General features: G+C 68.6%; 21 protein-coding genes. 9 read left to right on the top strand and 12 right to left on the bottom strand.

The features are described 5' to 3' along the window. Window positions 1–3: 3 nt before the first annotated feature. The 3 genes from ACX9MO_RS12115 to ACX9MO_RS12105 form a co-directional block, all read right to left on the bottom strand. Window positions 4–984, bottom strand: a complete 981-nt coding sequence (locus ACX9MO_RS12115; protein ID WP_462212020.1) for a TRAP transporter substrate-binding protein — start codon at window positions 982–984, stop codon at window positions 4–6. A 321-nt stretch (window positions 985–1305) separates the two neighbouring features. Continuing rightward, window positions 1306–2814 carry an AMP-binding protein gene (locus tag ACX9MO_RS12110; protein ID WP_462212019.1) on the bottom strand — a complete coding sequence of 503 codons (1509 nt, stop codon included), beginning with the start codon at window positions 2812–2814 and terminating at the stop codon, window positions 1306–1308. Then, entirely contained in the window at window positions 2811–3986 is a 1176-nt protein-coding gene (locus tag ACX9MO_RS12105; RefSeq protein ID WP_462212018.1) for an acetyl-CoA acetyltransferase, read from the bottom strand. The genes ACX9MO_RS12110 and ACX9MO_RS12105 overlap by 4 nt, the downstream gene beginning before the upstream one ends. 91 nt (window positions 3987–4077) lie before the next feature. Here ACX9MO_RS12105 and ACX9MO_RS12100 point away from each other — a divergent pair, with 91 nt between their 5' ends. Further along, window positions 4078–4647: a PAS domain-containing protein gene (locus ACX9MO_RS12100; protein WP_462212017.1), complete on the top strand. Its 570-nt coding sequence runs from the start codon at window positions 4078–4080 to the stop codon at window positions 4645–4647. A gap of 91 nt (window positions 4648–4738) precedes the next feature. On the opposite strand, the gene purU is transcribed toward ACX9MO_RS12100, so the two are convergent. Next, entirely contained in the window at window positions 4739–5623 is an 885-nt protein-coding gene (gene purU, locus ACX9MO_RS12095) for a formyltetrahydrofolate deformylase (RefSeq protein ID WP_462212016.1), read from the bottom strand. Between the two features lie 150 nt (window positions 5624–5773). On the opposite strand from purU, the gene ACX9MO_RS12090 reads away from it, so the two are divergent. Continuing rightward, entirely contained in the window at window positions 5774–6238 is a 465-nt protein-coding gene (locus ACX9MO_RS12090) for a methylated-DNA--[protein]-cysteine S-methyltransferase (RefSeq protein WP_222493223.1), read from the top strand. Window positions 6239–6319: 81 nt separating this feature from the next. On the opposite strand, the gene phaZ is transcribed toward ACX9MO_RS12090, so the two are convergent. Next, window positions 6320–7588, bottom strand: coding sequence for a polyhydroxyalkanoate depolymerase (gene phaZ / locus ACX9MO_RS12085; protein ID WP_462212015.1), 1269 nt, complete (start codon window positions 7586–7588; stop codon window positions 6320–6322). 108 nt (window positions 7589–7696) lie between these two features. Here phaZ and ACX9MO_RS12080 point away from each other — a divergent pair, with 108 nt between their 5' ends. The 5 genes from ACX9MO_RS12080 (at window position 7697) to deoD (ending at window position 12608) form a co-directional block, all read left to right on the top strand. After that, window positions 7697–9508: a PHA/PHB synthase family protein gene (locus ACX9MO_RS12080; RefSeq protein WP_222493226.1), complete on the top strand. Its 1812-nt coding sequence runs from the start codon at window positions 7697–7699 to the stop codon at window positions 9506–9508. Between the two features lie 134 nt (window positions 9509–9642). After that, a complete protein-coding gene (locus ACX9MO_RS12075) occupies window positions 9643–10086 on the top strand; it encodes a phasin family protein (RefSeq protein WP_222493227.1) in 444 nt (147 codons plus the stop codon). 186 nt (window positions 10087–10272) lie between these two features. Further along, the gene (phaR, locus tag ACX9MO_RS12070; RefSeq protein WP_222493228.1) at window positions 10273–10818 is read left to right on the top strand and encodes a polyhydroxyalkanoate synthesis repressor PhaR; all 546 of its coding nucleotides are present in this window, start codon (window positions 10273–10275) and stop codon (window positions 10816–10818) included. 18 nt (window positions 10819–10836) lie between these two features. Beyond that, the gene (locus ACX9MO_RS12065; RefSeq protein ID WP_462212014.1) at window positions 10837–11907 is read left to right on the top strand and encodes a LysR family transcriptional regulator; all 1071 of its coding nucleotides are present in this window, start codon (window positions 10837–10839) and stop codon (window positions 11905–11907) included. Further along, window positions 11904–12608 (top strand): purine-nucleoside phosphorylase, encoded by a 705-nt coding sequence (gene deoD, locus ACX9MO_RS12060; protein WP_222493230.1) that lies wholly within the window; start codon window positions 11904–11906, stop codon window positions 12606–12608. The genes ACX9MO_RS12065 and deoD overlap by 4 nt, the downstream gene beginning before the upstream one ends. A gap of 163 nt (window positions 12609–12771) precedes the next feature. Here the strand turns inward: deoD and ACX9MO_RS12055 are convergent, their stop codons facing one another. Further along, window positions 12772–13620, bottom strand: a complete 849-nt coding sequence (locus ACX9MO_RS12055) for an urea carboxylase-associated family protein (RefSeq protein ID WP_462212013.1) — start codon at window positions 13618–13620, stop codon at window positions 12772–12774. 95 nt (window positions 13621–13715) lie between these two features. Between ACX9MO_RS12055 and ACX9MO_RS12050 the strand changes: the two genes are divergently transcribed. Both ACX9MO_RS12050 and ACX9MO_RS12045 read left to right on the top strand, forming a co-directional pair. Further along, window positions 13716–14009: a GNAT family N-acetyltransferase gene (locus tag ACX9MO_RS12050; protein ID WP_462212012.1), complete on the top strand. Its 294-nt coding sequence runs from the start codon at window positions 13716–13718 to the stop codon at window positions 14007–14009. Between the two features lie 92 nt (window positions 14010–14101). Beyond that, complete coding sequence (locus ACX9MO_RS12045) at window positions 14102–14692, top strand: GNAT family N-acetyltransferase (RefSeq protein ID WP_462212011.1); 591 nt, start codon at window positions 14102–14104, stop codon at window positions 14690–14692. Window positions 14693–14919: 227 nt separating this feature from the next. Here ACX9MO_RS12045 and ACX9MO_RS12040 read toward each other — a convergent pair whose 3' ends face one another. From ACX9MO_RS12040 to ACX9MO_RS12015, 6 genes are read right to left on the bottom strand one after another with little or no spacing between them, the layout of a single operon-like run. Further along, a complete protein-coding gene (locus ACX9MO_RS12040; RefSeq protein ID WP_462212010.1) occupies window positions 14920–15693 on the bottom strand; it encodes a polysaccharide deacetylase family protein in 774 nt (257 codons plus the stop codon). Next, window positions 15690–16820 carry a glycosyltransferase family protein gene (locus ACX9MO_RS12035; RefSeq protein WP_462212009.1) on the bottom strand — a complete coding sequence of 377 codons (1131 nt, stop codon included), beginning with the start codon at window positions 16818–16820 and terminating at the stop codon, window positions 15690–15692. Before ACX9MO_RS12035 ends, ACX9MO_RS12040 begins: the two co-directional genes overlap by 4 nt. Next, window positions 16817–17404 carry a histidine phosphatase family protein gene (locus tag ACX9MO_RS12030; RefSeq protein ID WP_462212008.1) on the bottom strand — a complete coding sequence of 196 codons (588 nt, stop codon included), beginning with the start codon at window positions 17402–17404 and terminating at the stop codon, window positions 16817–16819. The genes ACX9MO_RS12035 and ACX9MO_RS12030 overlap by 4 nt, the downstream gene beginning before the upstream one ends. Continuing rightward, the gene (locus ACX9MO_RS12025) at window positions 17401–18486 is read right to left on the bottom strand and encodes a glycosyltransferase family 4 protein (RefSeq protein ID WP_462212007.1); all 1086 of its coding nucleotides are present in this window, start codon (window positions 18484–18486) and stop codon (window positions 17401–17403) included. Before ACX9MO_RS12025 ends, ACX9MO_RS12030 begins: the two co-directional genes overlap by 4 nt. Next, complete coding sequence (locus ACX9MO_RS12020; protein ID WP_462212006.1) at window positions 18483–19817, bottom strand: glycosyltransferase; 1335 nt, start codon at window positions 19815–19817, stop codon at window positions 18483–18485. The genes ACX9MO_RS12025 and ACX9MO_RS12020 overlap by 4 nt, the downstream gene beginning before the upstream one ends. Continuing rightward, window positions 19814–21031, bottom strand: a complete 1218-nt coding sequence (locus tag ACX9MO_RS12015; RefSeq protein ID WP_462214450.1) for a glycosyltransferase family protein — start codon at window positions 21029–21031, stop codon at window positions 19814–19816. Before ACX9MO_RS12015 ends, ACX9MO_RS12020 begins: the two co-directional genes overlap by 4 nt. Window positions 21032–21056: the final 25 nt, after the last annotated feature.

Genomic DNA, 21056 nt, shown 5'->3' with positions numbered 1-21056 from the left:
CCCTCACTTCTCGGACCGGAAGGCCGCCACGAACTCGCCGATCAGCGGGTCCTTGGCGGTCCAGTCCTCGACGACCGAGGCAGTCGCCGCCTGCATCTTGTCGAGGTCCGAGAGCTCCGACACCGTCACGCCGTTCTCCTCCAGGTAGGCGCGGGTATCGGCCTCCTGGCTGGCGGCGAGGGCATAGGCCTCGGTGGTGGCTTCCTTGCCCGCGGCCTCCACCGCGGCCTTCTGGTCGTCGCTCAGCTTGTCCCAGGTCATGCCGGACAGCATGATCACCCCGGGCCAGAAGTAATGGCCGGTCATGGTCACGTTCTTGGCCGCGTCATAGAGGCTTTCCGACTGGATCGAGGAGAGGTTGATCTCCACCGCGTCGATCGTGCCGGTCTCCAGCGCCGAATAGACCTCGCCATAGGCCATGCCGATCGGGTTGACGCCGATGCCCTCCCAGATCGCCTTGTGCAGCGGGATCGGCACGATCCGGGTCTTCAGCCCGGCAAAGCCGGCAGTCTCGGTGACCGCCTCGCCCCGGGTCAGGAAGTGCCGCTGCCCCGCCTCGACGAAGCCCACGCCCTTGATCGCGCTGTCCTCCAGCGTCGCCAGAAGCGTGTCGCCCAGGTCCGAGGTCAGCACCTCCGAGAGCTGCGCGTAGCTGTCCACCACGAAGGGCAGCTGCAGCGCGTCGAAGCCCGCGGTGCCCAGCACCAGCGGCAAGGTCGCCGAAGACACCAGCGCCCCGTCGATGAGCCCGATCTGGAGCCCCTCCAGCAGCTGCTTGTCGTCGCCCAGCTGGCGGTCGCCATAGACCTCTACCTTGACCGCGCCATCGGTCTTCTCCGCCACCTTTTCCGCAAAGATTTCCAGACCCTGCTGGAAGATATGTTTCGACGAGGCGGCATGCCCCATCTTGATCGTCACCTCCTGCGCCATCCCCGCAACCGGCAAGGCACAGGCAAGCACAGCCGTCAGACTGAACAGTTTCATGAAGGGCCTCCTCCCCTTTATGTCAAAGCGCGTTGTTTCACTCCTCAAAACACGCTATACAATAATGAAACACCGCGAATCAGATTCTGTCAACGATCCGCTTGTGCCATTTGCACCACCCCTACATCCCATTGATAAAAAACAAAAAAGACAGGCCCACCTGGGTGGCCCGGCCACTCTCCATCTCTTGCTCGAAAATATCCTCGGGGGTGAATTGCGGGTCGCAGACCCGCAAGAAGGGGCAGACAGCCCCCTCTCCCCGCCCGCCGCAGGCGCAATCGCGTCCCGCCGCAGGCGCAACCTCGTCCCGCCGAACGCAGCTCAGACGCTCTCCGCGTCCATCGCCCTCAGTTCGGTCTTCAGCACCTTGCCGTAGTTGTTCTTCGGCAGGGCAGGCAGGAACACATAGGCCTTGGGCCGCTTGAACCGCGCGATCCGCTCAAGGCAGAGCGCATCCAGCGCCCCGGGCTCCGCCGCGCCCACCACGTAGGCCACCACGACCTCGCCCCACTCCGGATCGGGCCGCCCGATGACCGAGACCTCGGTGACCGCCGGATGCTCCAGCAGCGCCTCCTCGATCTCGCGGGGGTAGATGTTCGTGCCGCCCGAGATGATCACGTCCTTCGAACGGTCGTGCAGCGTCAGGTAGCCCGCACCGTCCAGCGCCCCCATGTCCCCGGTCCAGAGCCAGCCGCCCTTCAGCGTCTCGGCCGAGGCCTCGGCCCGGCGCCAGTAGCCCCGCATCACCGGCGCGCCCTGCACGAGGATCTCGCCCACCTCGCCCGGCGGCAGGTCGCGCCCCTCGGCATCGGCCACCCGCACCCGCACGGTGCTCTGCGCCCGCCCGACGGAACCCAGCCTTGCACGCCAGTCCGGGCGGCTCCTGTCCGCCACCTCCTCCCGGCCCAGCACGGTGATCGCCATTGGGCATTCGCCCTGCCCGTAGATCTGCACGAAGCGCGGCCCCATCAGCTCCACCGCCTCGGTGATATCGGCCACGTACATCGGCCCGCCGCCGTAGACGATGGTCTTGAGCCCCTCGCCCCGGCTGCCCTGCGCCTGCGCCGCGTCCACCAGCCGCCGCACCATCGTGGGGGCTGCGAACATCGAGACATTGCCCAGATCCGCCGCCAGTTCCAGGACCTCGCCCGCGTCGAACCCGCCCGAGGGCGGAATGACATGGCGCGCGCCCATCATCACATGCATGAAGTTGTAGAGCCCGGCCCCGTGGGACATCGGCGCGGCATAGAGCGCCGCATCCTCCACCGTCACCGCGTCCACGTCCGCGAAATAGCCCAAGGCCATCGCCTCCAGATGCCGCGCCTCCAGCATGACGCCCTTGGGCTTGCCGGTGGTGCCGGAGGTGTAGAAGAGCCAGATCAACTCCTCCGCCGCCGTGGCATGGGGCAGCGCCTGCGGCGGCCCGGCCTCCAGCGCCTGCCACTGCGCCCCGCCGATGGCGACGACCGCGCTGCCCGGGCACAGCGCCTCCAGCCCCGCCGCATGTCCTGCGTCACACAGGACCAGCGCCGCGCCCGCATCCTCCACGATGAAGGCCGCCTCGCGCGGGTGCAGCTTGGCATTCACCGGCACCGCCACGGCGCCCCGCCACCAGATGCCGTAAAGCGCGATCAGGTACTCGGGGCAGTTCTTGGCAAAGACCGCCACCCGGTCACCCGGCCCGATCCCGCGCGCCGCAAGCCCCCCGGCCACGGCCGCCGCCCGGACAGCGAAGGCGCCGTAATCCGCGACGACCTCCCGCCCCGCCAGCAGCGCCGGGCGCGCGGGATCGCGCGCGGCACTGCGGGCCAGCCATTCGGCCGGGTTCATGCCTTGCCCCCGACCCTTTCGAGGATCGAGACGTAGTTCGCCACGCCCGAGCCGCCCATGTTGAAGACACAGCCCAGTTCGGCCCCGGGCAGCTGCATCTCGCCCGCCTGCCCCGCCAGCTGCCGCGCGGCCAGCACATGCATCGAGACCCCGGTGGCCCCCACCGGATGCCCCTTGGCCTTCAGCCCGCCCGAGACGTTCACCGGCAGGGCGCCCCCCTTCAGCACGGTGCCCTCCTCGATGGCGCGCGCGCCCTGCCCCTTGGGCGCCAGCCCCATGGCCTCGTAGCTGAGCAGCTCGGCGATGGTGAAGCAATCATGCACCTCGGCGAAAGACAGGTCGTTCACGCCCACACCCGCGGCCGCATAGGCGCGGCGGAAGGCCTCGGCCGGGCCGGGGAAGTCCAGCAACTCGCGCCGGGACATGGGCAGGTAGTCGTTCACCTGCACCGCTGCGCGGAACCCGATGGCGTGGTCGAACTCCTCGGCCATGTCGTCGGCCACGAGGATCAACGCCGCCGCCCCGTCCGAGATCAGGGAGCAATCGCTCATCCGCAAGGGCGGCGCGATCATCGGGTTCTTCTCACTCACCGTGTTGCAGAACTCCTCGCCCAGGTCCTTGCGCAGGTGGGCCAGCGGGTTCGCAAGCGCATTGCGGTGGTTCTTGGCGGCGATCCTGGCCAGCGTCGTGGAATGATCGCCGTAGCGCTGGAAATAGCTCTCCGCGAAGCGGGCGAAGATCATCGGGAAGCTCTGCCCGTCATCCTCCTTGGCATAGCCCGCCTGCATCAGCGCATCGGTCACGCCGGCGGTGTCCAGCGCGGTCATCTTCTCCGCCCCGATCACCAGCGCCACCTTCGCATCACCGGCCCGGATCGCGTTGCGCGCCGCATGGAGCGCGGCCGAGCCGCTGGCGCAGGCATTCTCGCAGCGGGTCGCGGGGGTGAAGCGCAACGCGTCATCCACCTGAAGCGCCAGCGAGGAGGCGAAGCCGTCGCGCACCATGCCGGCGTTGAAATGCCCCAGCCAGATCCCGTCGATCTGCGCGGCCTCGATCCCGGCGCTCTCGATCGCTTCCGTCACGGCGAGGCCGATCAGCCCCTCCAGGTCTTCCTCGCGGCGGCCGAAGGGGGTGTGCCCCCAGCCGACGATGCAGGCGTCCTTGGTGTCCATCTTGTCTCCTCCACTTGCTGACGGTCATAGTAGACCCGAGGGGCCGCCAAGGCCCATTGGGAAAACTACGCGGTTTCGGAGGAGGTGCTGCGTGACCGACCGGCTGGAGGCGATGCGCCTCGCCTTCGACCTCGCCCCCGTGGGCCTTGCCGTGACACGGCACCGGGAGATCGAGACCTGCAACGGGGAATTCGCCGCGATCTTCGGCTATGCGCCCGCCGACCTCGCGGGGAAGTCGCTGTCGCGGCTCTATCCCTCTGCCGAGGAATACCGCCGCATCGGCGAGATCGGACAGGCCGAGATGCGCGAGACCGGGCGCTACGGCGACACCCGGATCATGCGCCGCCGCGACGGCGGCCACTTCTGGTGCCGGGTCGAGGGCCGCTCGCTCACGCCCGGCGATCCCTTCGCCCGCGCGGTCTGGTGCATGACGGATATCTCGGAGAGCCGTCCGCTCGTGCAGCTGACCCGCCGGGAGCGGCAGGTGGCGATGCTGCTGACCGAGGGGCGGACCTCGAAGGACATCGCCCGGTTGCTGGCGATCTCGCCGCGCACGGTCGAGGCGCACCGGGCGAAGCTGAACGAGAAGATGGGGACGAAGAACACCGCCGAATGCGTGGCGCGCCTGAGCGGGCTGCCCGAGATCGGCACCGGAGGCTGAGAGTTTCTAGCCTCCGGCGGGGATATTTGGGAAACGGAAAGGAAGGCCCCGGGGCTTCATCTTTCCCCAAATACTCACATCCGACGCCGCCTCAGCCCATGCGTTCAGAGGCATAGCCGCCCGGCGAGGCCGGGAAGACGATGGTCTTGTTGCCGTTCAGGAAGACGCGGTGGTGGATGTGCGCGTGGATCGCGCGGGCCAGCACCTGGGCCTCCACGTCGCGGCCGAGGCTGACGTAGTCCGAGGGCGATTGCGCATGGGTGACGCGCACGGTGTCCTGCTCGATGATCGGACCCTCGTCGAGGTCGGCGGTCACGTAGTGGGACGTCGCGCCGATCAGCTTCACGCCGCGCTCGTAGGCCTGCTTGTAGGGGTTGGCGCCCTTGAAGGAGGGCAGGAAGGAGTGGTGGATGTTGATGATCCGCCCCGACATCTTCTGGCACATCTCGTCCGAGAGGATCTGCATGTAGCGGGCCAGTACGATCAGCTCGGCGCCGGTTTCGCGGACCACGTCCATGATCGCGGATTCGGCCTGCGGCTTGTTCTCCTTCGTCACCTTGATGCAGTGGAAGGGAATGTCATGGTTCACCACGACCTTCTGGTAGTCCATGTGGTTCGAGATCACCGCCACGATGTCGATCGGCAGTGCCCCGATGCGCCAACGGTAGAGCAGGTCGTTCAGGCAGTGGCCGAAGCGCGAAACCATGATGATGACCTTCATCTTCTCCGACTGGTCATGGAAGGCGAAGGTCATGCCGAAGTCTTCCGCCAGCGGGGCGAAGGCGGCCTCGAGATCGGGCTGGGTGGCGCCGGTCTCGCTGGCGAAGGTGACGCGCATGAAGAACTGGCCGGTCTCCTGATCGTCGAACTGGTGGCTGTCGGAAATGTTGCAGCCATGTTCGGCGAGGAAGCCCGAGATACCGGCGACGATGCCGCGGCGGCTTTCGCATTGGACGGTCAGGGCGATGCTGGTCATGGAGGGTCCTCGTGAACTGGCGGTGTTGCAGGCAATGTGCCGGATTGCGGGCCTGCGTCAGCGCCGGAAACGACATTCCCGGAAGACGTTGCGACCCGCGCCCTTCCCTTGGCCCTTGCCGCCCCCCTGCGCAAGGGGCAGGATGCCCCGATGTTGCGCGCGCTCGATACACCCGTCGGCCGTCTCGTGCTGGAGGCACGGGAGGGCGCGATCACCCGGCTGGGCTGGGACAGCCTGCCCGAGAGCGCGGGCGATGACGCCGATGCAGCCCTGCTGGAGGAGGCCGCCGGCCAGCTTTCGGCCTACTTCGAGGGCAGGCGGGAGGGCTTCGACCTGCCGCTGAGTGTGGCGGGATCGGCGCTGCAACAGGCGGTCTGCGCCGAGATGGCGGCGATCCCCTTCGGTGAGACCCGGACCTATGGCGATCTGGCGAAACGGCTGGGACGGCCCGCACAGGCCATCGGGCAGGCCTGTGGCGGCAACCCGATCCCGGTGATCATCCCCTGCCACAGGGTTCTGGGGGCCAGCGGGTTGGGCGGGTTTTCCGGCGCGGGCGGGATCGAGACCAAGGTCGCGCTGCTGCGCCACGAAGGGGCCGCCGGGCTCCTGATCTGAGGGCCACCCTGCCCCGGGCCGCACCGCGAAACGGCCGCCCCCGGGGGCGGCCGTCAAAGAGTTCAGGCAGGGCCTGCCGCGTCACTCGTTGATGACGAGCTGCGGCTTGGAGGCAGGCTTGCGCGCGTTGGCGTCGATGAACTCCAGCACCAGCGGGCGGATGTTGTTGCGCCACGACGAGCCGGCGAAGATGCCGTAGTGGCCCGCGCCCGGTTCGAGGTGTTCGCTCTTCTTGCTGTCCGGCACGCCGGTCATCAGCTTAAGCGCGGCGACGCACTGGCCGGGGGCCGAGATATCGTCCTTCTCGCCCTCGACGGTCTTCACGGCGACGGTGGTGATCGCGCCGATGTCGACCTTCTTGCCGTTCACGGTGAACTCGTTCTTGGCGATCTCGCAGTTCTTGAAGATCCGCTCCACCGTCGAGAGGTAGAATTCCGCCGTCATGTCCATCACCGCGAGATACTCGTCGTAGAAGCGGTTGTGGTGATCGTGGTCCGAGGCCTCGCCGCGGGCGACGCGGAAGATCTGGTCCACGAAGGCCGAGGCGTGGCGGTCGGCGTTCATGGCGATGAAGGACGTCAGCTGAAGCAGGCCCGGATAGACCTTGCGGCCGACGCCGTCATACTTGAAGCCGACTTGCTGGATCATCGTCTCTTCGAGCTGGCCCATGGTCACGCGGTTGCCGAAGTCGGTCACCTCGGTCGGGGTGGCGTCCGGGTCGATCGGGCCGCCGATCAGCGTCATGGTCGCGGGCTGCGCCTCGGGCGCGTCCTCGGCAAGGTAGGCAACGGCGGCCAGCGTCAGCGGGGCCGGCTGGCAGATCGCGATGACGTTGGTATCGGGGCCAAGCTCCTTCATGAAGTCGACGAGGTAGAGGGTGTAATCCTCGACGTCGAACTTGCCCTCGGAGACGGGAATGTCGCGCGCGTTGTGCCAGTCGGTCACGTAGAGCTCGCAATCGGGCAGGAGGCTCATCACCGTGGAGCGGCAAAGCGTCGCGTAGTGGCCGGACATCGGCGCGACGAGCAGGATTTTCCGCTTTTTCTCTTCACGTCCCTGCACCCGGAAATGGATCAGGTCACCGAAGGGCCGCTTGAGCACTGTCTCGACCGAGACGACGTGATCGCGCCCGTCTGCACAGGTTACGGTGTAGATGCCCCAGCTCGGCTTGGTCACCATCCGCTTGTAGGATCGTTCCATCACCTCGCCCCACGCCCCGAAGAGTTTCAGCGCCGGGTTCGGGATCGCGGCGAAGGCGGGATAAGACGTAATCGAAGAGGCGGAGGAGGCCATCCACTGGTTCGTGTTGCGAATGGTCTCCATAAGGTCGTAGGTTGCCATAAAGCGCATAATGCGTCTCCTTGTTCGGGCAAGCCCCGCGCTGTCAGCGGTGCTCCCCCGAGCTGGCGCCGCGACTGCGTTTGCTGCATGGCAGAAAAATAGGGGGGATTTGGCACTATGGCAACCGATCACTCGTCCGAGGGTAAAGGCGACGTCCCGTCGGATACCGTTGAACGGATCGACGAAAACCTCGCCAAGGTGGAGGCGCTTACGCAGCGGCTGTTCACCGCCGTGGCCAATCGCGACCAGCCCAACCCGGGGCTAAACGCCCCGGACACCGCGCTTTTCGCAGATGCAGCAAACGCCTATTGGGCCCAGTCGATGGAGAACCCGGCGCGCATCTTCGAGCACCAGCTGGAGTTCTGGGGGCAGTCCGTAAAACATTTTCTTGAGGCCCAGCAAACGCTGGCCAAGGGCAAATTCGAGGCTCCGCCCGACTCGACTCCCGAGGATCGGCGGTTTTCCAACCCGCTCTGGAAGACCCATCCCTACTTCAACTTCATCAAGCAGCAGTACATGCTGAACGCTCAGGCAATCTCCCGGGCGGTCGAAGACGCCGAGGATCTCGACCCGATCGAGAAGCGCCGCCTGCAGTACTTCGCGCGCCAGATCATCGACATGATGGCGCCGACCAACTTCCTCGCCACCAACCCCGACGCGTTGGAACGCGCGATCGAGACCGAGGGCGAGTCGCTGGTGAAGGGATACGAGAACCTCGTCAGCGACATCGAGGCCAACAAGGGCCAGTTCGTCGTGAAGCTGGCCGACGACAAGGCCTTCAAGATGGGCGAGAACATCGCCTCCACCAAGGGCGAGGTCGTCTATCGCAACCGGATGATGGAGCTGATCCAGTACACGCCGACCACCGAACAGGTGCACGCGATCCCGCTGGTGATCTTCCCGCCGTGGATCAACAAGTTCTACATCCTCGACCTGAAGGCGCAGAACAGCCTGATCAAGTACATCACCGATCAGGGCTTCACGCTCTTCGTGGTGTCCTGGATCAACCCGGACGAAAGCTACCGGGACGTCGGGATGGAGGAGTATATAGAAGAGGGCTTCCTCACCGCGATCAACGAGGCCAAGGCGATCACCGGGCAGAAGCAGGTGAACGTGGTGGGCTACTGCATCGCGGGCACGACCACGAGCCTGATGTTGTCGCTGATGAAGAAGCGCGGCGACAAGTCGGTGAAGTCGGCGACCTTCTTCACCACGCTGACCGACTTCTCGGAACAGGGGGAGTTCACGCCCTTCCTGCAGAACGATTTCGTCGATGCCATCGAGGCGGAAGTCAGGGAGAAAGGTATCCTGCGCAGCCATATCATGTCGCGCACCTTCTCCTTCCTGCGCTCCAACGACCTGATCTATGGCCCGGCGATCCGCAGCTACATGCTGGGCGAGGCCCCGCCCGCCTTCGACCTGCTGCACTGGAACGGGGACGGCACCAACCTGCCGGCCAAGATGGCGATCCAGTACCTGCGCCAGCTCTGCCAGGGCAACGAGTTCACCACCACGGGGATCGAGCTCTTCGGCGAGACGCTGCATATCAGTGACATCTCGGTGCCGACCTTCTCGGTCACCTGCGAGCGCGATCACATCGCGGCGTGGAAGGACAGCTACCGCGGCTACCGGATGACCAAGTCGCGCGACCGGACCTTCATCGTCTCCGAATCGGGGCATGTCGCGGGGATCGTGAACCCGCCCTCGAAGAAGAAATACGGCCACTACACCAACGACGACCTCTCGCAGGAGGCCGATGGCTGGCTGGCCGGGGCGACTTACAACGAGGGCTCCTGGTGGCCGCGCTGGTCCGAGTGGCTGGCCAAGAAATCGGGAAAAATGGTTGCCGCAAGGGAACCTGGCGATGAAAACCACCCGCCGATCGGGCCCGCGCCGGGCAAGTATGTCACCCTGACGGCGGCGGGCTGAGGCCCCCGGGCCCTGTAAATATTCTGCGACGCAGCAAGAAAGACTTGATTTTCTGCGCCGCAGCATTCATATTCCTCTCAACAGCGAATGACCCCCGGGACCGCCCGCCCGGACAGCGAAGAGAGGAAAGACCAATGGCTAAGACCCAAGATTTCACCACCATGATGAAAGACATGATGGGGGCCTTCCCCGTGGACATGTCGGTCATGGACGACGCCTTCAAAACCCAAGCATCGCTGGGTGAGAAAATGTCGGCAGTGGCTCTGGAAGCCGCCGACAAGTCGGCCGAAGTTTCGACCAAGTGGACCAAGGACACCCTGACCAAGCTGGCAGACCTGTCCAAGGCCAAGTCGGAGCCCGCAGACTACGCCAAAGCGATGACCGATTTCGCCTCGGCCCAAGCCGAAGCAACCTCGGAATACATGTCGGCCTTTGCAGAAATCGCAAAGAAGCTGCAGTCGGAAACCGTCGAACTGATGATGGCAGCCGGCAAGGACATGACCGAGGAAGCCTCGGCCGCCGTTCAGAAGGCGACCAAGGACGTGACGACCGCAGCCAAGAAAGCGGCAGCGAAGTAAGTCGCGACAGCACTCCGGCTTTCCGCTCCATACGGATGCGAAGGGCCGGAACGCTCTCGGCGCCCCGGTAGCTCCTCCCCCTTGATCAGGGGCGCCAGATGATTGGGCGGGCCATGTGCCCGCCCTTTCTTTTTTATCTAAGCTGACTTAAGCTTTGCTGCAGTGCTGCATTTGGGAGGGATTTCCGTGGCAGATACCAGCAAGCCTCTTTTGATCAAGCGTTACGCCTCGCGCCGTCTCTACAATACGGAGACGTCTGATTACGTCACGCTCGAAGATATCGCGGGCTTCATTCGCGAGGGCCGCGAAGTCCAGATCGTCGACCTGAAATCCGGCGACGACCTGACCCGGCAATACCTTCTGCAAATCGTGGCCGAGCATGAGAGCCGTGGCGAGAACGTCCTGCCGCTCGCCGTGCTGACCGATCTCGTGCGCAGCTACACCACCCAGGCGCAATCGGTGGTGCCCCAGTTCCTCGCCGCCTCCTTCGAGATGCTGCGCGACGGACAGTCCAAGATGATCGAGATGAATCCGATGGCGGCCAAGATGCCCGGGTTCGAGGCCATGCAGGCGCAGCAGGAGGCCTTCCTGAAGGCCATGACCAGCGGCTTCGCCCAGAACTGGTCCGGCCCCGGCCGCGAGGACGAGAAGACCGAGGAGAAGGACGACCTCTCCGCGATCAAGAAACAGCTCGCCGAGTTGCAGAAGAAACTGTCCGACATGGACGAGTAACCCCGAGAGGGATTGCCCATGACCGCGCCCGCCGGACGGATCACCCTGTGGGGGATCGAGGTCTTCGTGGCCACGGTCGAGGAGCGGTCGATCTCGGTCGCGGCACGACGGCTGGGGGCCAGCCCCTCGGCCGTCAGCCAGCAGCTGACCAACCTCGAGGCCGCGCTCGGGGTCACGCTGATGATCCGCTCCGCGCGGCCGCTGGAGCTGACCCCCGAGGGCGAGGTCTTTCGCCGACGGGCACAGTCGATCCTGAACGAGGCCGCTCAGGCCCGCGCGGAACTGGCACAGGCCGGGCGCTTTCGCCTGACCCGGCTGCGGCTGGGGATGATCGAGGACCTGGAGGCCGACGTCACCCCTGCCCTGCTGACCCGTATGGCCGACCGGCTGACCGGCTGCCAGTTCCTGCTGGAGACCGGGGCCAGCCACTACCTGCATGACCAGATGGAATCCGAGGCGCTCGATCTGGTGGTCGCGGCCGAGATGGGCGGGACCGAGGACTGGGCCGAGCGGCATCCGCTGCTGACCGAGGGCTTCGTCGTGGCCGCCGCCCGGGGTGCGCTCGACACGCAGGCGCCGCTGCTGCCGCAGCTTCAGGCGCGCCCGCTCGTGCTCTACACCACGCGGCATTACATGGGGCGGCTGATCCAGACCCATCTGGCGCAGCAGAACCTCACGCTCTCGCACCGGTTCGAGCTGGACAGCTACCACGCCATCCTCGCCATCGTCTCGCGCGGTGCGGGCTGGACGATCCTGCCGCCGCTGGCCCTGATGCGCGCCCGACGGCTGATGCCCGATCTCGAGGTCCACCCCCTGCCCTTCGCGCCGCTCTCGCGCCGCATCGTCCTCTCGGCCCGCAAGGGCGTTCTGGGGGATCTGCCCGCGGAGCTGGCCGCCGAGACCCGCGCCCTGCTCCAGAGCGAGGTCCTGGCCCCCGCGCTTGCCGCCCACCCGGTGCTGGCCGGCAGCGTGACCCTGCATGGCGCCGCCGAGGGAACGGCTGACGGCGGGGCGAGGATGGACAAAGCCTCCGCGCGCGCCGATGATCCCGCCACCCCGAAGGCGATCACGGAGAAGAGCCCCTCATGACCATCCATATCGGCGCAGAACCGCAGGACATCGCCGAAACCGTCCTGATGCCCGGCGACCCCTACCGCGCCCGCTGGGCCGCGGAGACCTTCCTCGACGACGTGAAGCTGGTGAACGAGGTCCGCGGCATGCTGGGCTACACCGGCACGTGGAAGGGCAACCGGGTGACGATCCAGGGCTCCGGCATGGGGATGCCCTCGCTCTCGATCTATGCCAACGAACTGATCCGCGACCTCGGCGCCAAGACCCTGATCCGCATCGGCTCCTGCGGGGCGATGCAGGAGGCGGTGCAGTTGCGCGACGTGATCCTCGCCATGACGGCCAGCACGATGTCGACCCCGTCGAAGGGCTTCTTCAAGGAGCTGAACTTCGCCCCCTGCGCGGATTACGGTCTGTTGCAGGCGGCCTGGGCCGCGGCGCAGGCCAAGGGCACGCGGGTCCACGCGGGCGGGATCTACTCGGCCGATGTCTTCTATGACGAACGCCCCGACCTGAACGAGCAGATGACCCGGCATGGCATCCTCGCCGTGGAGATGGAGGCCGCCGAGCTCTACACCGTCGCCGCGCGCTTCGGCTGCCGGGCGCTTGCCGTGCTGACCGTCTCGGACCACCTGCTGCGCCACGAGGCGCTGCCCTCGGCGGACCGGCAGTCGAGCTTTGGCGAGATGGTGGAAATCGCGCTGGAGGCGGCCTTCGCCTGAGCCCGGCGGCGCCGCCTCTGCGGCGCCCTGTCTGGGGGCCGGGAAAGGGAGCAGATAAGGGGGCTGTCTGCCCCCCTTGGCCCCTGCGGGGCCAATTCCCCCCGAGGATATTTGCGAAACGGAAACCAGAGCGGGCGTCCGTTTGGCAGGCGGTGCAGCTGCGTCAGGTGCCGTGGGTGCCATCGTAGCCATTGCGCGCGGGGCTGGACCAGCCGGCGAGGCTGGCGGGATCGGGGGTGAATACCTCGACCAGCAACGGGTGGCAGGGGGCGGTGTCGGAGGAATGTTCCGCGCTGCAGTCCCCGCCCGCGCAGGCGGAGAGCGCACCCAGCAGGTCGATCTCGGCGAAGAACTCGAGGTAGTCGCCGGGGCGCACGGGGCTGGCCTTCATGAAGTAGCGCCCCTCCGGGGTGAAGCCCGTACACATGAAGACATTGAGCACGTCGTGGGTGGTCACCTCGGCCTCCGCAAGGGGCAGGCCCCGCGCGGCGGCCAGGGCGCGGGTCAAGTTGGACTGGCAGCAGTGGTGGTAGTGCTGGCCGGTCAGCAGGTGGTTGGTATGGGGATCGCAGCGGGTGCCGATCACGTCGTGCACCCGGCCGCCGTGAGGATCGGTGCCGTACCAGTCCAGCGTATCGGCGGTGATCGTCGCCATCGGGCGCAGGTGCGGGAAGCGCGACCAGAGCCGGTCGCCGACCGTCAGGTGGGTGCCATGCAGGGCGCGGGTCTTGCCGGAGTAGAACCCCTCAGAGAGGTCATGGGCATTCCAGAGGTTGAGGTCGCCCACCTGCGGGCCACCGGTGCAGGTGATCCGGAAGAAGCTGCCCGCCGGCACCTCGAAGCTGCCGCCGTCGCGGGCGGGCACGAGGGTTTCGGCCGCCTTCGTGGCCGTGGCGCGGGCCCGGGCATAGAGCGGCAGGTCCGGCTGCGGCAGGCTGTCGGTGGGATAGCAGATCACCGGCGCGATGGCGCGGCGCAGCTCGGCATCGAGGGGGGCATGGGTCTGGGTCATGGCGGAAAGATGTCGCGCAGCGCCTGTGCGATCAAGCAGATTGCGACATCGGCGCCGGGCGCGCAGGCTGGGGCCGCGCGATCAGGAGAACGAGCATGGACAGCGGACGGATCGAACTGGAAGAGACCGGCAGCAAGGGGCGCTACCTCTACCGCGACGGCGGCCACGAGGCGGAGATGACCTATTCCCGCGCCAGCGCGCGGCTGATCATCCTCGACCACACCGGGGTGCCCGATGCCTTCCGCGGGCAGGGCATCGGGCTGGCGCTGGTGACACGGGCGGTGGAGGACGCACGGGCCGGCGGCTGGAAGATCCTGCCGCTCTGCCCCTTCGCGGCGGCGCAGTTCCGGCGTCACCCCGAATGGGCGGACGTGCGCGACGGCGGCTGACCGCCCGCCCCGTCACGGCAGGCGCGGCGCGCGGGGAAACCTGCTATGCTGGCCCGGCGGCGTGCCTGTCGCGACCGGGAGGAGAGCCGGACATGACCCTGACCCTGCACGAGCCCTACAGGCTCGCCACCGCCGAGGATGCGGCCCAGCTGGCCGACCTCGTGTTCTTTGCCGGCGAGGGGCTGCCCCTCGTCGTCTGGCAGGGGCTGGCAGGCCCCGTCGAGGACCCCTGGGAGGTCGGCCGACGGCGGCAGGCCGCCAAGGCCGCGGCGGGCGAGATCATCGTGGCGGATCACGACGGGCATGCGGTTGCGGGCCTCACCGGCTATGTCATCGGCCCCGATCCCGAGCCGATCCCCGACGACATGCCCGCGCTCTTCCGCCCCTTGCAGGAGTTGGAGAACCTCGCCCCGGACAGCTGGTACGTGAACGTGCTGGCGACCTACCCGGGCCATCGTGGCCGGGGGTTGGGCAGCGGCCTTCTGGGGGTCGCCGAGGATTGGGCCCGGGCGGAGGGACTGGGGCTGATGAGCCTGATCGTAGCGGACAGCAACACCGGGGCGCGGCGGCTCTATGACCGGCACGGATATGGCGAGGTGGCGCGGCGGCCCTGCGAGAAAGATGGCTGGGAGAGCGAGGTGGCGGAGTGGATCCTGATCACCAAGCCGCTTGGCGCGGGATGAGGGGACAGGCTGCGGCCTGATGACCCCGCCGGGAAGCCCTCGCCGTGGGAGGCAATGGACCTGCCGGAGGGAGGTCCCTGCCCCCTGAACACGGCGTCTGCGCGCCCCTGCAAGCCCCAGCCCTGAACCCCTGCGTCTGAGCCTGCGCGGCTGGACAGGGCAGAGATCTGGTCGGGGATTTGGACGGTAATTTAGACAGGCGCTCTGACGGCGGATCGAGGGGCCGATCAGGGCGTCGGCGTGGGCCCCTGCGGGAGGTAATCCTCCAGCGCGACCGGCTGCACCGGCCCCTCCATCAGCACCTCCCAATACGCGCGGACCAGCGACCAGATCGCCGCGTCGTGGACGAGGTGGTGGGTCAGCAGGCCCAAGGGCTCCTCGGCATCGGCGCGGCCCGTGCGGCGGTCCTCCAGCAAGCGCAGCGTCTGGGCGGCGAAGGCCTCGGGCGCGACGGCGCTGCGGGTGCCGCGCCAGTCGATCGGGTCGAGATGGGTGTTGAGCTGCAACAGGCCGGGCGCCGCCTCGACCGCCGCGCGCGGGCGGAAGGTCGAGAGGCCGCGATAGCCGATCTGCGCCAAACCCGGCGCCATGTCCGCCCCGATCCGGTTCCACGGCGGCACGAAGACCGGCAGCAGCCTGCCCCCGAGGCGGGCACGCAGCGTGGCCAGGCCCTGATGCGCCTCGACCAGCCGGTCGGAGAGCGGGCGGGTGTCGCCGAACTCGGCCTTCTTGCGGTCGGCGGGAGCATGGTTTGCATGGTGCAACCCGTGCACGAGGGCGCGGAACGGCCCCTCCGCCACGGCGGGGGCCAGCGTCGGTTCCAGCCCGGCGGGGATCACGGCGAGGTCGATCCGCAGGCCGAAGGCGCGCGCCTCCTGCGCCAGTTGGTCGAGCTCAGGCGTGGCGGCCACCGCGTCGTCATCGCGCCACCAGACCGGCAGCACGCGGCCCTCCTCGCCCCAGAGCGCCAGTTCGCGACGCACACCGGACCAGAGGCTCATGACGTTTCTCCCATCTGCGTGACGATCCGCAGGCTCTCCCCCACCCCGTCGAGGGCGAAGCCGCCGCGCGGGCGGGGCGTGTCGGCCATCACGTGTCGGACGGAGGCGACGAGCGCCGCGGGCGTGACCTCTGCCGCGCGCAGCACCGTGACGCCGGGCAGTTGCGCGAGGCCCTCGGCCCGCAGGCCCTGCTCGGTTTCGCTGCCCGCGTCGAAGGGCACCAGCACGGCGGGCACGCCGGTCAGGATCAGGTCCATCGCGGTGTTGTAGCCCGCGAGGCTGACGGAGGCCCCGGCCCGGGCCAGCAGGGTGCGGAAGTCGGGCCGGGCGGGCTCCACCCGCAGGTTGGCCGGGGCGTCCTGCGCGAGGGCCGCGCAGACCTGCCCCGCATCCGCGCCACCGACCAGCAGGCGCCAGTCGAGATCGGGGGCAAGGCGCGCGGCGGGGACGGCGGCCTCGAAGACTGGGCGGCCGACGCTGCCGCCACCCGCGCTCACGAGCACCTCGCGGCCGCGCGCCTGCGGCGCGGGGGCCTCGGCCCCGGCCACGACGAAGCCGGTGTAGCGCAGCTTGGCCTCCACCTCGGGCGTGATGGGCCAGCTGAGCGAGAGCGGCACGATGGCCGGGTCGGAATGCACCAGCACTGCGTAGTAGAGCTCCCTCAGCAGGGCGGCGATGCGGTCGGCCTTCTTCTGGCTCGATGGCGGGGCAAGGATGTCCCGGATCGAGCAGAGCACCCGGACCGCCGGATTGGCCTGCCGGGCGGCCGCGATCAGGGCGCGGAATTCCGCGGCGAGGATGCGGCGGCCGAAGGGGAAGAGTTCGGTAATCACCGCGTCCGGGGCAAGGGTACGGGCGGCCTCCTCCATCGCCACCCCGCGGCGCGCGAGGTAGTCGGCATCGGCAGGGCCGTCGGGCGTCAGCAGACGGGTGAAATCCGTCCCGTCGGAGCGGACGGGCGGCAGCTGCACCACCTCCAGCCCGTCGAGGGCGATATGGGCCGCGGGCATCCCGCCGCTGACGAGGACGACGCGATGCCCGGCCCCGGCGAAGCCCCGCGCGAGGGCGGCAGCGCGGGTCAGATGCCCGGCGCCGAGCAGGTGGGTGACGGCGATCAGGATCTTCATGCGCGGGCCTCCAGCCGCACCACCGGCGGCGTTCCGGGGCGCAGCACGCCCGCCTCGTAGTCCACCACGAAGAGCCGGTTGCGCTTCACCGCGAAGGGTGCTGCGCCGGAGAAGTCCCAGCCGTGCGCAAGCGCCAGCAGCACCCGCATCACGCCGATATGGGTGACGAGCACCGCGTCTCCGGTCAGCCTGTCCAGCCAGGGCAGCAGGCGGGCACGCAGGTCTGCGGGGCTCTCCCCGGCGGGCGGGCGGTAGTGCCAGCCCCAGTCCTCGATATGGCGATAGCGCGGGGTGGTCGCGGCCTCCAGCAGGTCTGCGCCGCGCTGTCCTTCCCACTCGCCCCAACTCATCTCGCGCAGCGCGGGGGCTATCTGCGGCGCATGGCCCGCGACCAGTTCCGCGGTCTCGACCGCGCGGTGCAGCGGGCTGGCGTAGAGCGTCGCAGCATCCCATCCGGCGGGCAGGCGTTGGGCCGCCAGCTGCGCCCGCGCGTCCGGGTCGAGCGGGATGTCGGAGGCGCCCTGTATCCGCCCGGCGCGGTTCCACTCCGTATGCCCGTGGCGCAGCAGGCCGAGCCGGATCATGCGCCCGCCTCCCCTTGCATCACCGGCAGCGCCGCGCGGATCGCCGCGCGGGCGGCAGGCAGCAGATGGCGGGCGGCGACTTCATCACGGGCTGCCTCGGCCCGGGCCGCGCGATCCGGTTCATGCCCCAGCCATGCGGCGATGCGCCCGGCAAAGGCGGCGGCATCGCCCGCGGGCACCAGACCCGCCTCGCGCACGATTTCCCGCAGGCCGGGGCGGTCCTCTGCGATCACCGGGACACCGGCCGCCATGGCTTCGAGATAGGCCATGCCGAAGGCCTCGTTGACCCCCGGCCAGACGTAGACCGCCGCCTCGGAAAGCGCCGCGGCGACACCCTCGGGCGGCAGGGCGCCAAGGAACCGCACCCGCGCGCCGAAGGGGGCGAGCAGCGCCCGCACCTCCGCCTCTGCCGCGCCGCTGCCGATCACGTCGAGGCTCCACGCCCCGGGCACAAGGGCAAGCGCCGCGGCCAGCTGGCGATAGGAGGCCAGCTTGTCGCCCGCACGCATCATCGCCACGGTGATCAGCCGCCCCGGCACCGGGCGGGCCGCCGGTGGCAGCGCCTCGCGGTTCAGGAAGGGCGGCAGCAGCACCAGCGCCTGCCCTGGGGGCTGCGCCGCGGCGAGCGCCTCGCGATCCCGGGCCGTCAGGCAGTAGATCACCTGCGCCCGGTCGCAGGCCCTGCCCGCCGCCTGTTCGAAGCCCGCCCAGGGTCCCGCCAGCCGCTTGTCGGCGCGGCTCGCCTCGAAGAGGACATAGGGAATGCCGAGCGCCTCGGAGACGACGGGGCCCAGCAGGTCGGGCGCCTTGTAGTAGTTGTGATAGGTGGCCCAGAGGCGCCAGCCCTCGGCCCGGCCCCGCTGGATCAGGCGGGCGGCCTCTGCCTCCGCCTCCACCCGCAGCCGGTCCTGCGCGGCGGGATCGCCCTGCCCTTCGTAGCTGCGGAATTCCGACACCAGCGCCGTGCCGCCCTGCCCCAGCCCCGCAAGCGCAGCCAGCAGACCGCGCGCCATTTCCCGGTCGCCCGAGGGCACCGGGTGGCGCGGCGATTTCATCGGCGCATAGAAGGCGATCGCAGTCATGGGCGGCTGTCCGGCGCGGCCTCCCGCACCGCCGCTGCATGGCCTTGCCCTCGCTCCTGCCCCGTCATGGCGGCGAGGCGCGTGTAGAGATCCGCGATCCCCGGCGCCATGGAGAACTCCGCCTTGAGCCGCGCATAGGCGGCCTCGGCATAGGCCCGGCGCTTGTCGGGGTGGGCGATCATCTCCTGCAGCGCGGCGGCGAGCGCCTCGGGCGCGTCATCGCTGAGCACCCCATGGACGCCGGTGTCGATGAACTCGGGGATGGCGGAGACGGGCGTCGAGAGGATCGGCAGCATCTGCGAGGCGGCCTCCATCAACACGTTGGGCAGGCCGTCGCGGTCACCGTCCTCGGCAATCCGGCTCGGCAGGGCAAAGATGTCGGCCTGCCGCATCGCCTCGATCACGAAGGGCTGGTTCTGCGCCCCGTGCCAGACGATCCGGTCGCCGATCCCGGCGGCCTCGGCCTGCGCCTGCAACGTCTCCTTCAGCGCACCGCCGCCGATGTGGTGCCACTCCCACTCCGCGTCCTTCAGCAACGCAAGCGCGGCAATCAGCCGGTCGAAGCCCTTCTTCTCCACCAACCGTCCGACGGAGAGGATGCGGCAGGGGCCGGTCGCGGCCCAGTCCCGCTCCGGCGGCGCGGGGAAGCGCGCGAAGTCGAGCCCGTGGTAGATCAGCCGCACGCGGGCCGGATCGTCGGCCAGCCCGGCGAGGTGCTCTGCCCCCACGCCGGTGCAGGTGGCGAGGAACTCCGCCCCCGCCGTGTCGGCGGTCAACTTCTCGCGCTTCTCCCACTCGGGCGAGGTCCAGATGTCCTTGGCATGGGCCGACACGGCCCAGGGCAGCCCGCGCATCACCGCCGCGTAGCGGGTGACAGAGGCGGGCGTATGAAGGAAATGGGCATAGAGCGCCCGGGTCCCCGGCGGCAGTTCCCGCGCCATGACGCAGGCCTGCCCGAAACGACGCACCCGGTTGCGGGTGGGATCGCGGCGCAGGTCCGCCAGCCACAGCCGCAACGCCCGACCGAAGCCCGGCATGACCAGCGCGGCGCCAAGCCCGCGCAGCACCCGCCCGGGTTCCTGATGCAGGTATTCCGGCAGGTAGCGCAGCGCGCCGGTGATCCGGTCATGCAGCGGGTGGGTCTTGGTGTCCGTCGGGTGGCGCAGCGACCAGATGTCGAAGGCCAGCCCGGCCTCCTGCAACGCCACCAGTTCCTGCGCGATGAAGGTCTCGGACAGGCGCGGCCAGCCCTTCACGACAACGGCGAGGCGCGGCCCCTCCGGCCCCTCCGGCGTCGTGCCGTGGGCCTCTTCGTGGGTCGTATCCTTCATGGCGCCGCCTTTGCCAGTTGCGGCAGCAGCACGCCGGTGCGCCGCGTCACTTCCTCCAGCCCGCCGAGCAGGCCCTCGTAATGCCCCGCCGAGGGCGGCGGCTGGGTCGCCAGCCCGCGGATCGCCGCGATCATCGCCTCGGGCGTGAAACCGTCGCGGTGCTCGTCCAGCATCCGGATCAGCGAGAGCGCCTCGGCCCGGCTGGCGCGGATGTACTGCTCCATCCGGGGGAAGGTGCGCGGCACGACGACCGCCGGTTTGTCAAAGGACAGGATCTCGCAGAAAGTGTTGTAGCCACCCATGGCGATCACCCCCTGCGCCCCGGCATAGAGGCTTTCGATCTGGCTCTCGAAGCCGACCGTACGCACCCGTCCGTCAAGCCGCGCGATGCGCCGCTCGAAATCCTCGCGCACGGGACCGGACAGGAACGGCCCGTAGACCAGAGCCGCGCGGGGTTCCAGCGTCGGGTCCTGCTCATAGGCCGAGATCACCATGTCCACGAGGTTCGCGCCATCGCCGCCCCCGCCGGTGGTGACGAGGATATAGGGATCGCCCTCCTGCGCGGCCACCGGCACGGTGTCGCGGCGCAGGTAGCCGGTCCAGTGCATCCGCGCCCGGCAGGCGGGCGAGAGCGGCAGCGCCTCGGTCGGGTCGTAGATGTCCTGCAGCCCGTAGATCCAGATCTCGTGGTAGAACTTTTCCGTCGCCTCGGTCGCGCCCTTGCGGGCCCATTCGGCGCGCAGCGTCTCGGGACTGTCGAGGACATCGCGCAGCCCGAGCACGAGCTTGCACTGGGTGTTCTCCTGCAGCCACTCGAGCGCGGGCAGAAGCTCGCCGCGGAAGCCCGTGGGCTCCTTGTCGACGATCAGCAGGTCGGGGCGATAACTCTCCGTCACCGAGCGGATGATGCCCGAGCGCAGCTCCGTCGCCTGATCGATGTCGAGGCCCGCGGTCTGCGAGACATATTGCCCCGCGCTGTTCTTGGTCACGCCGGGCAGGCGCACGTGATCGACCCCGGCCGGGAAGGTGAACCGCCCCGCCACCGGCGACCCCGTCAGGATGATCGAGGAAATCGAGGGATAGGTCTCGGTGATCGCCGTCGCCAGCGCCCGCGAACGCCGCAGGTGGCCGAGGCCGAAGGTGTCATGGCTGTAGAACAACACGCGCGGCGCCTCGCCCGCGCCCTCGGCAAAGGCAGTCAGGCGGTCCGCGATCTTCAAGTCCCTCAATACCAACGCC

This window comes from Pseudooceanicola profundus (genome assembly GCF_054919315.1).
Note: the sequence above shows the minus strand (reverse complement) of the source record. Positions and strands in the feature narration are given on the sequence as shown.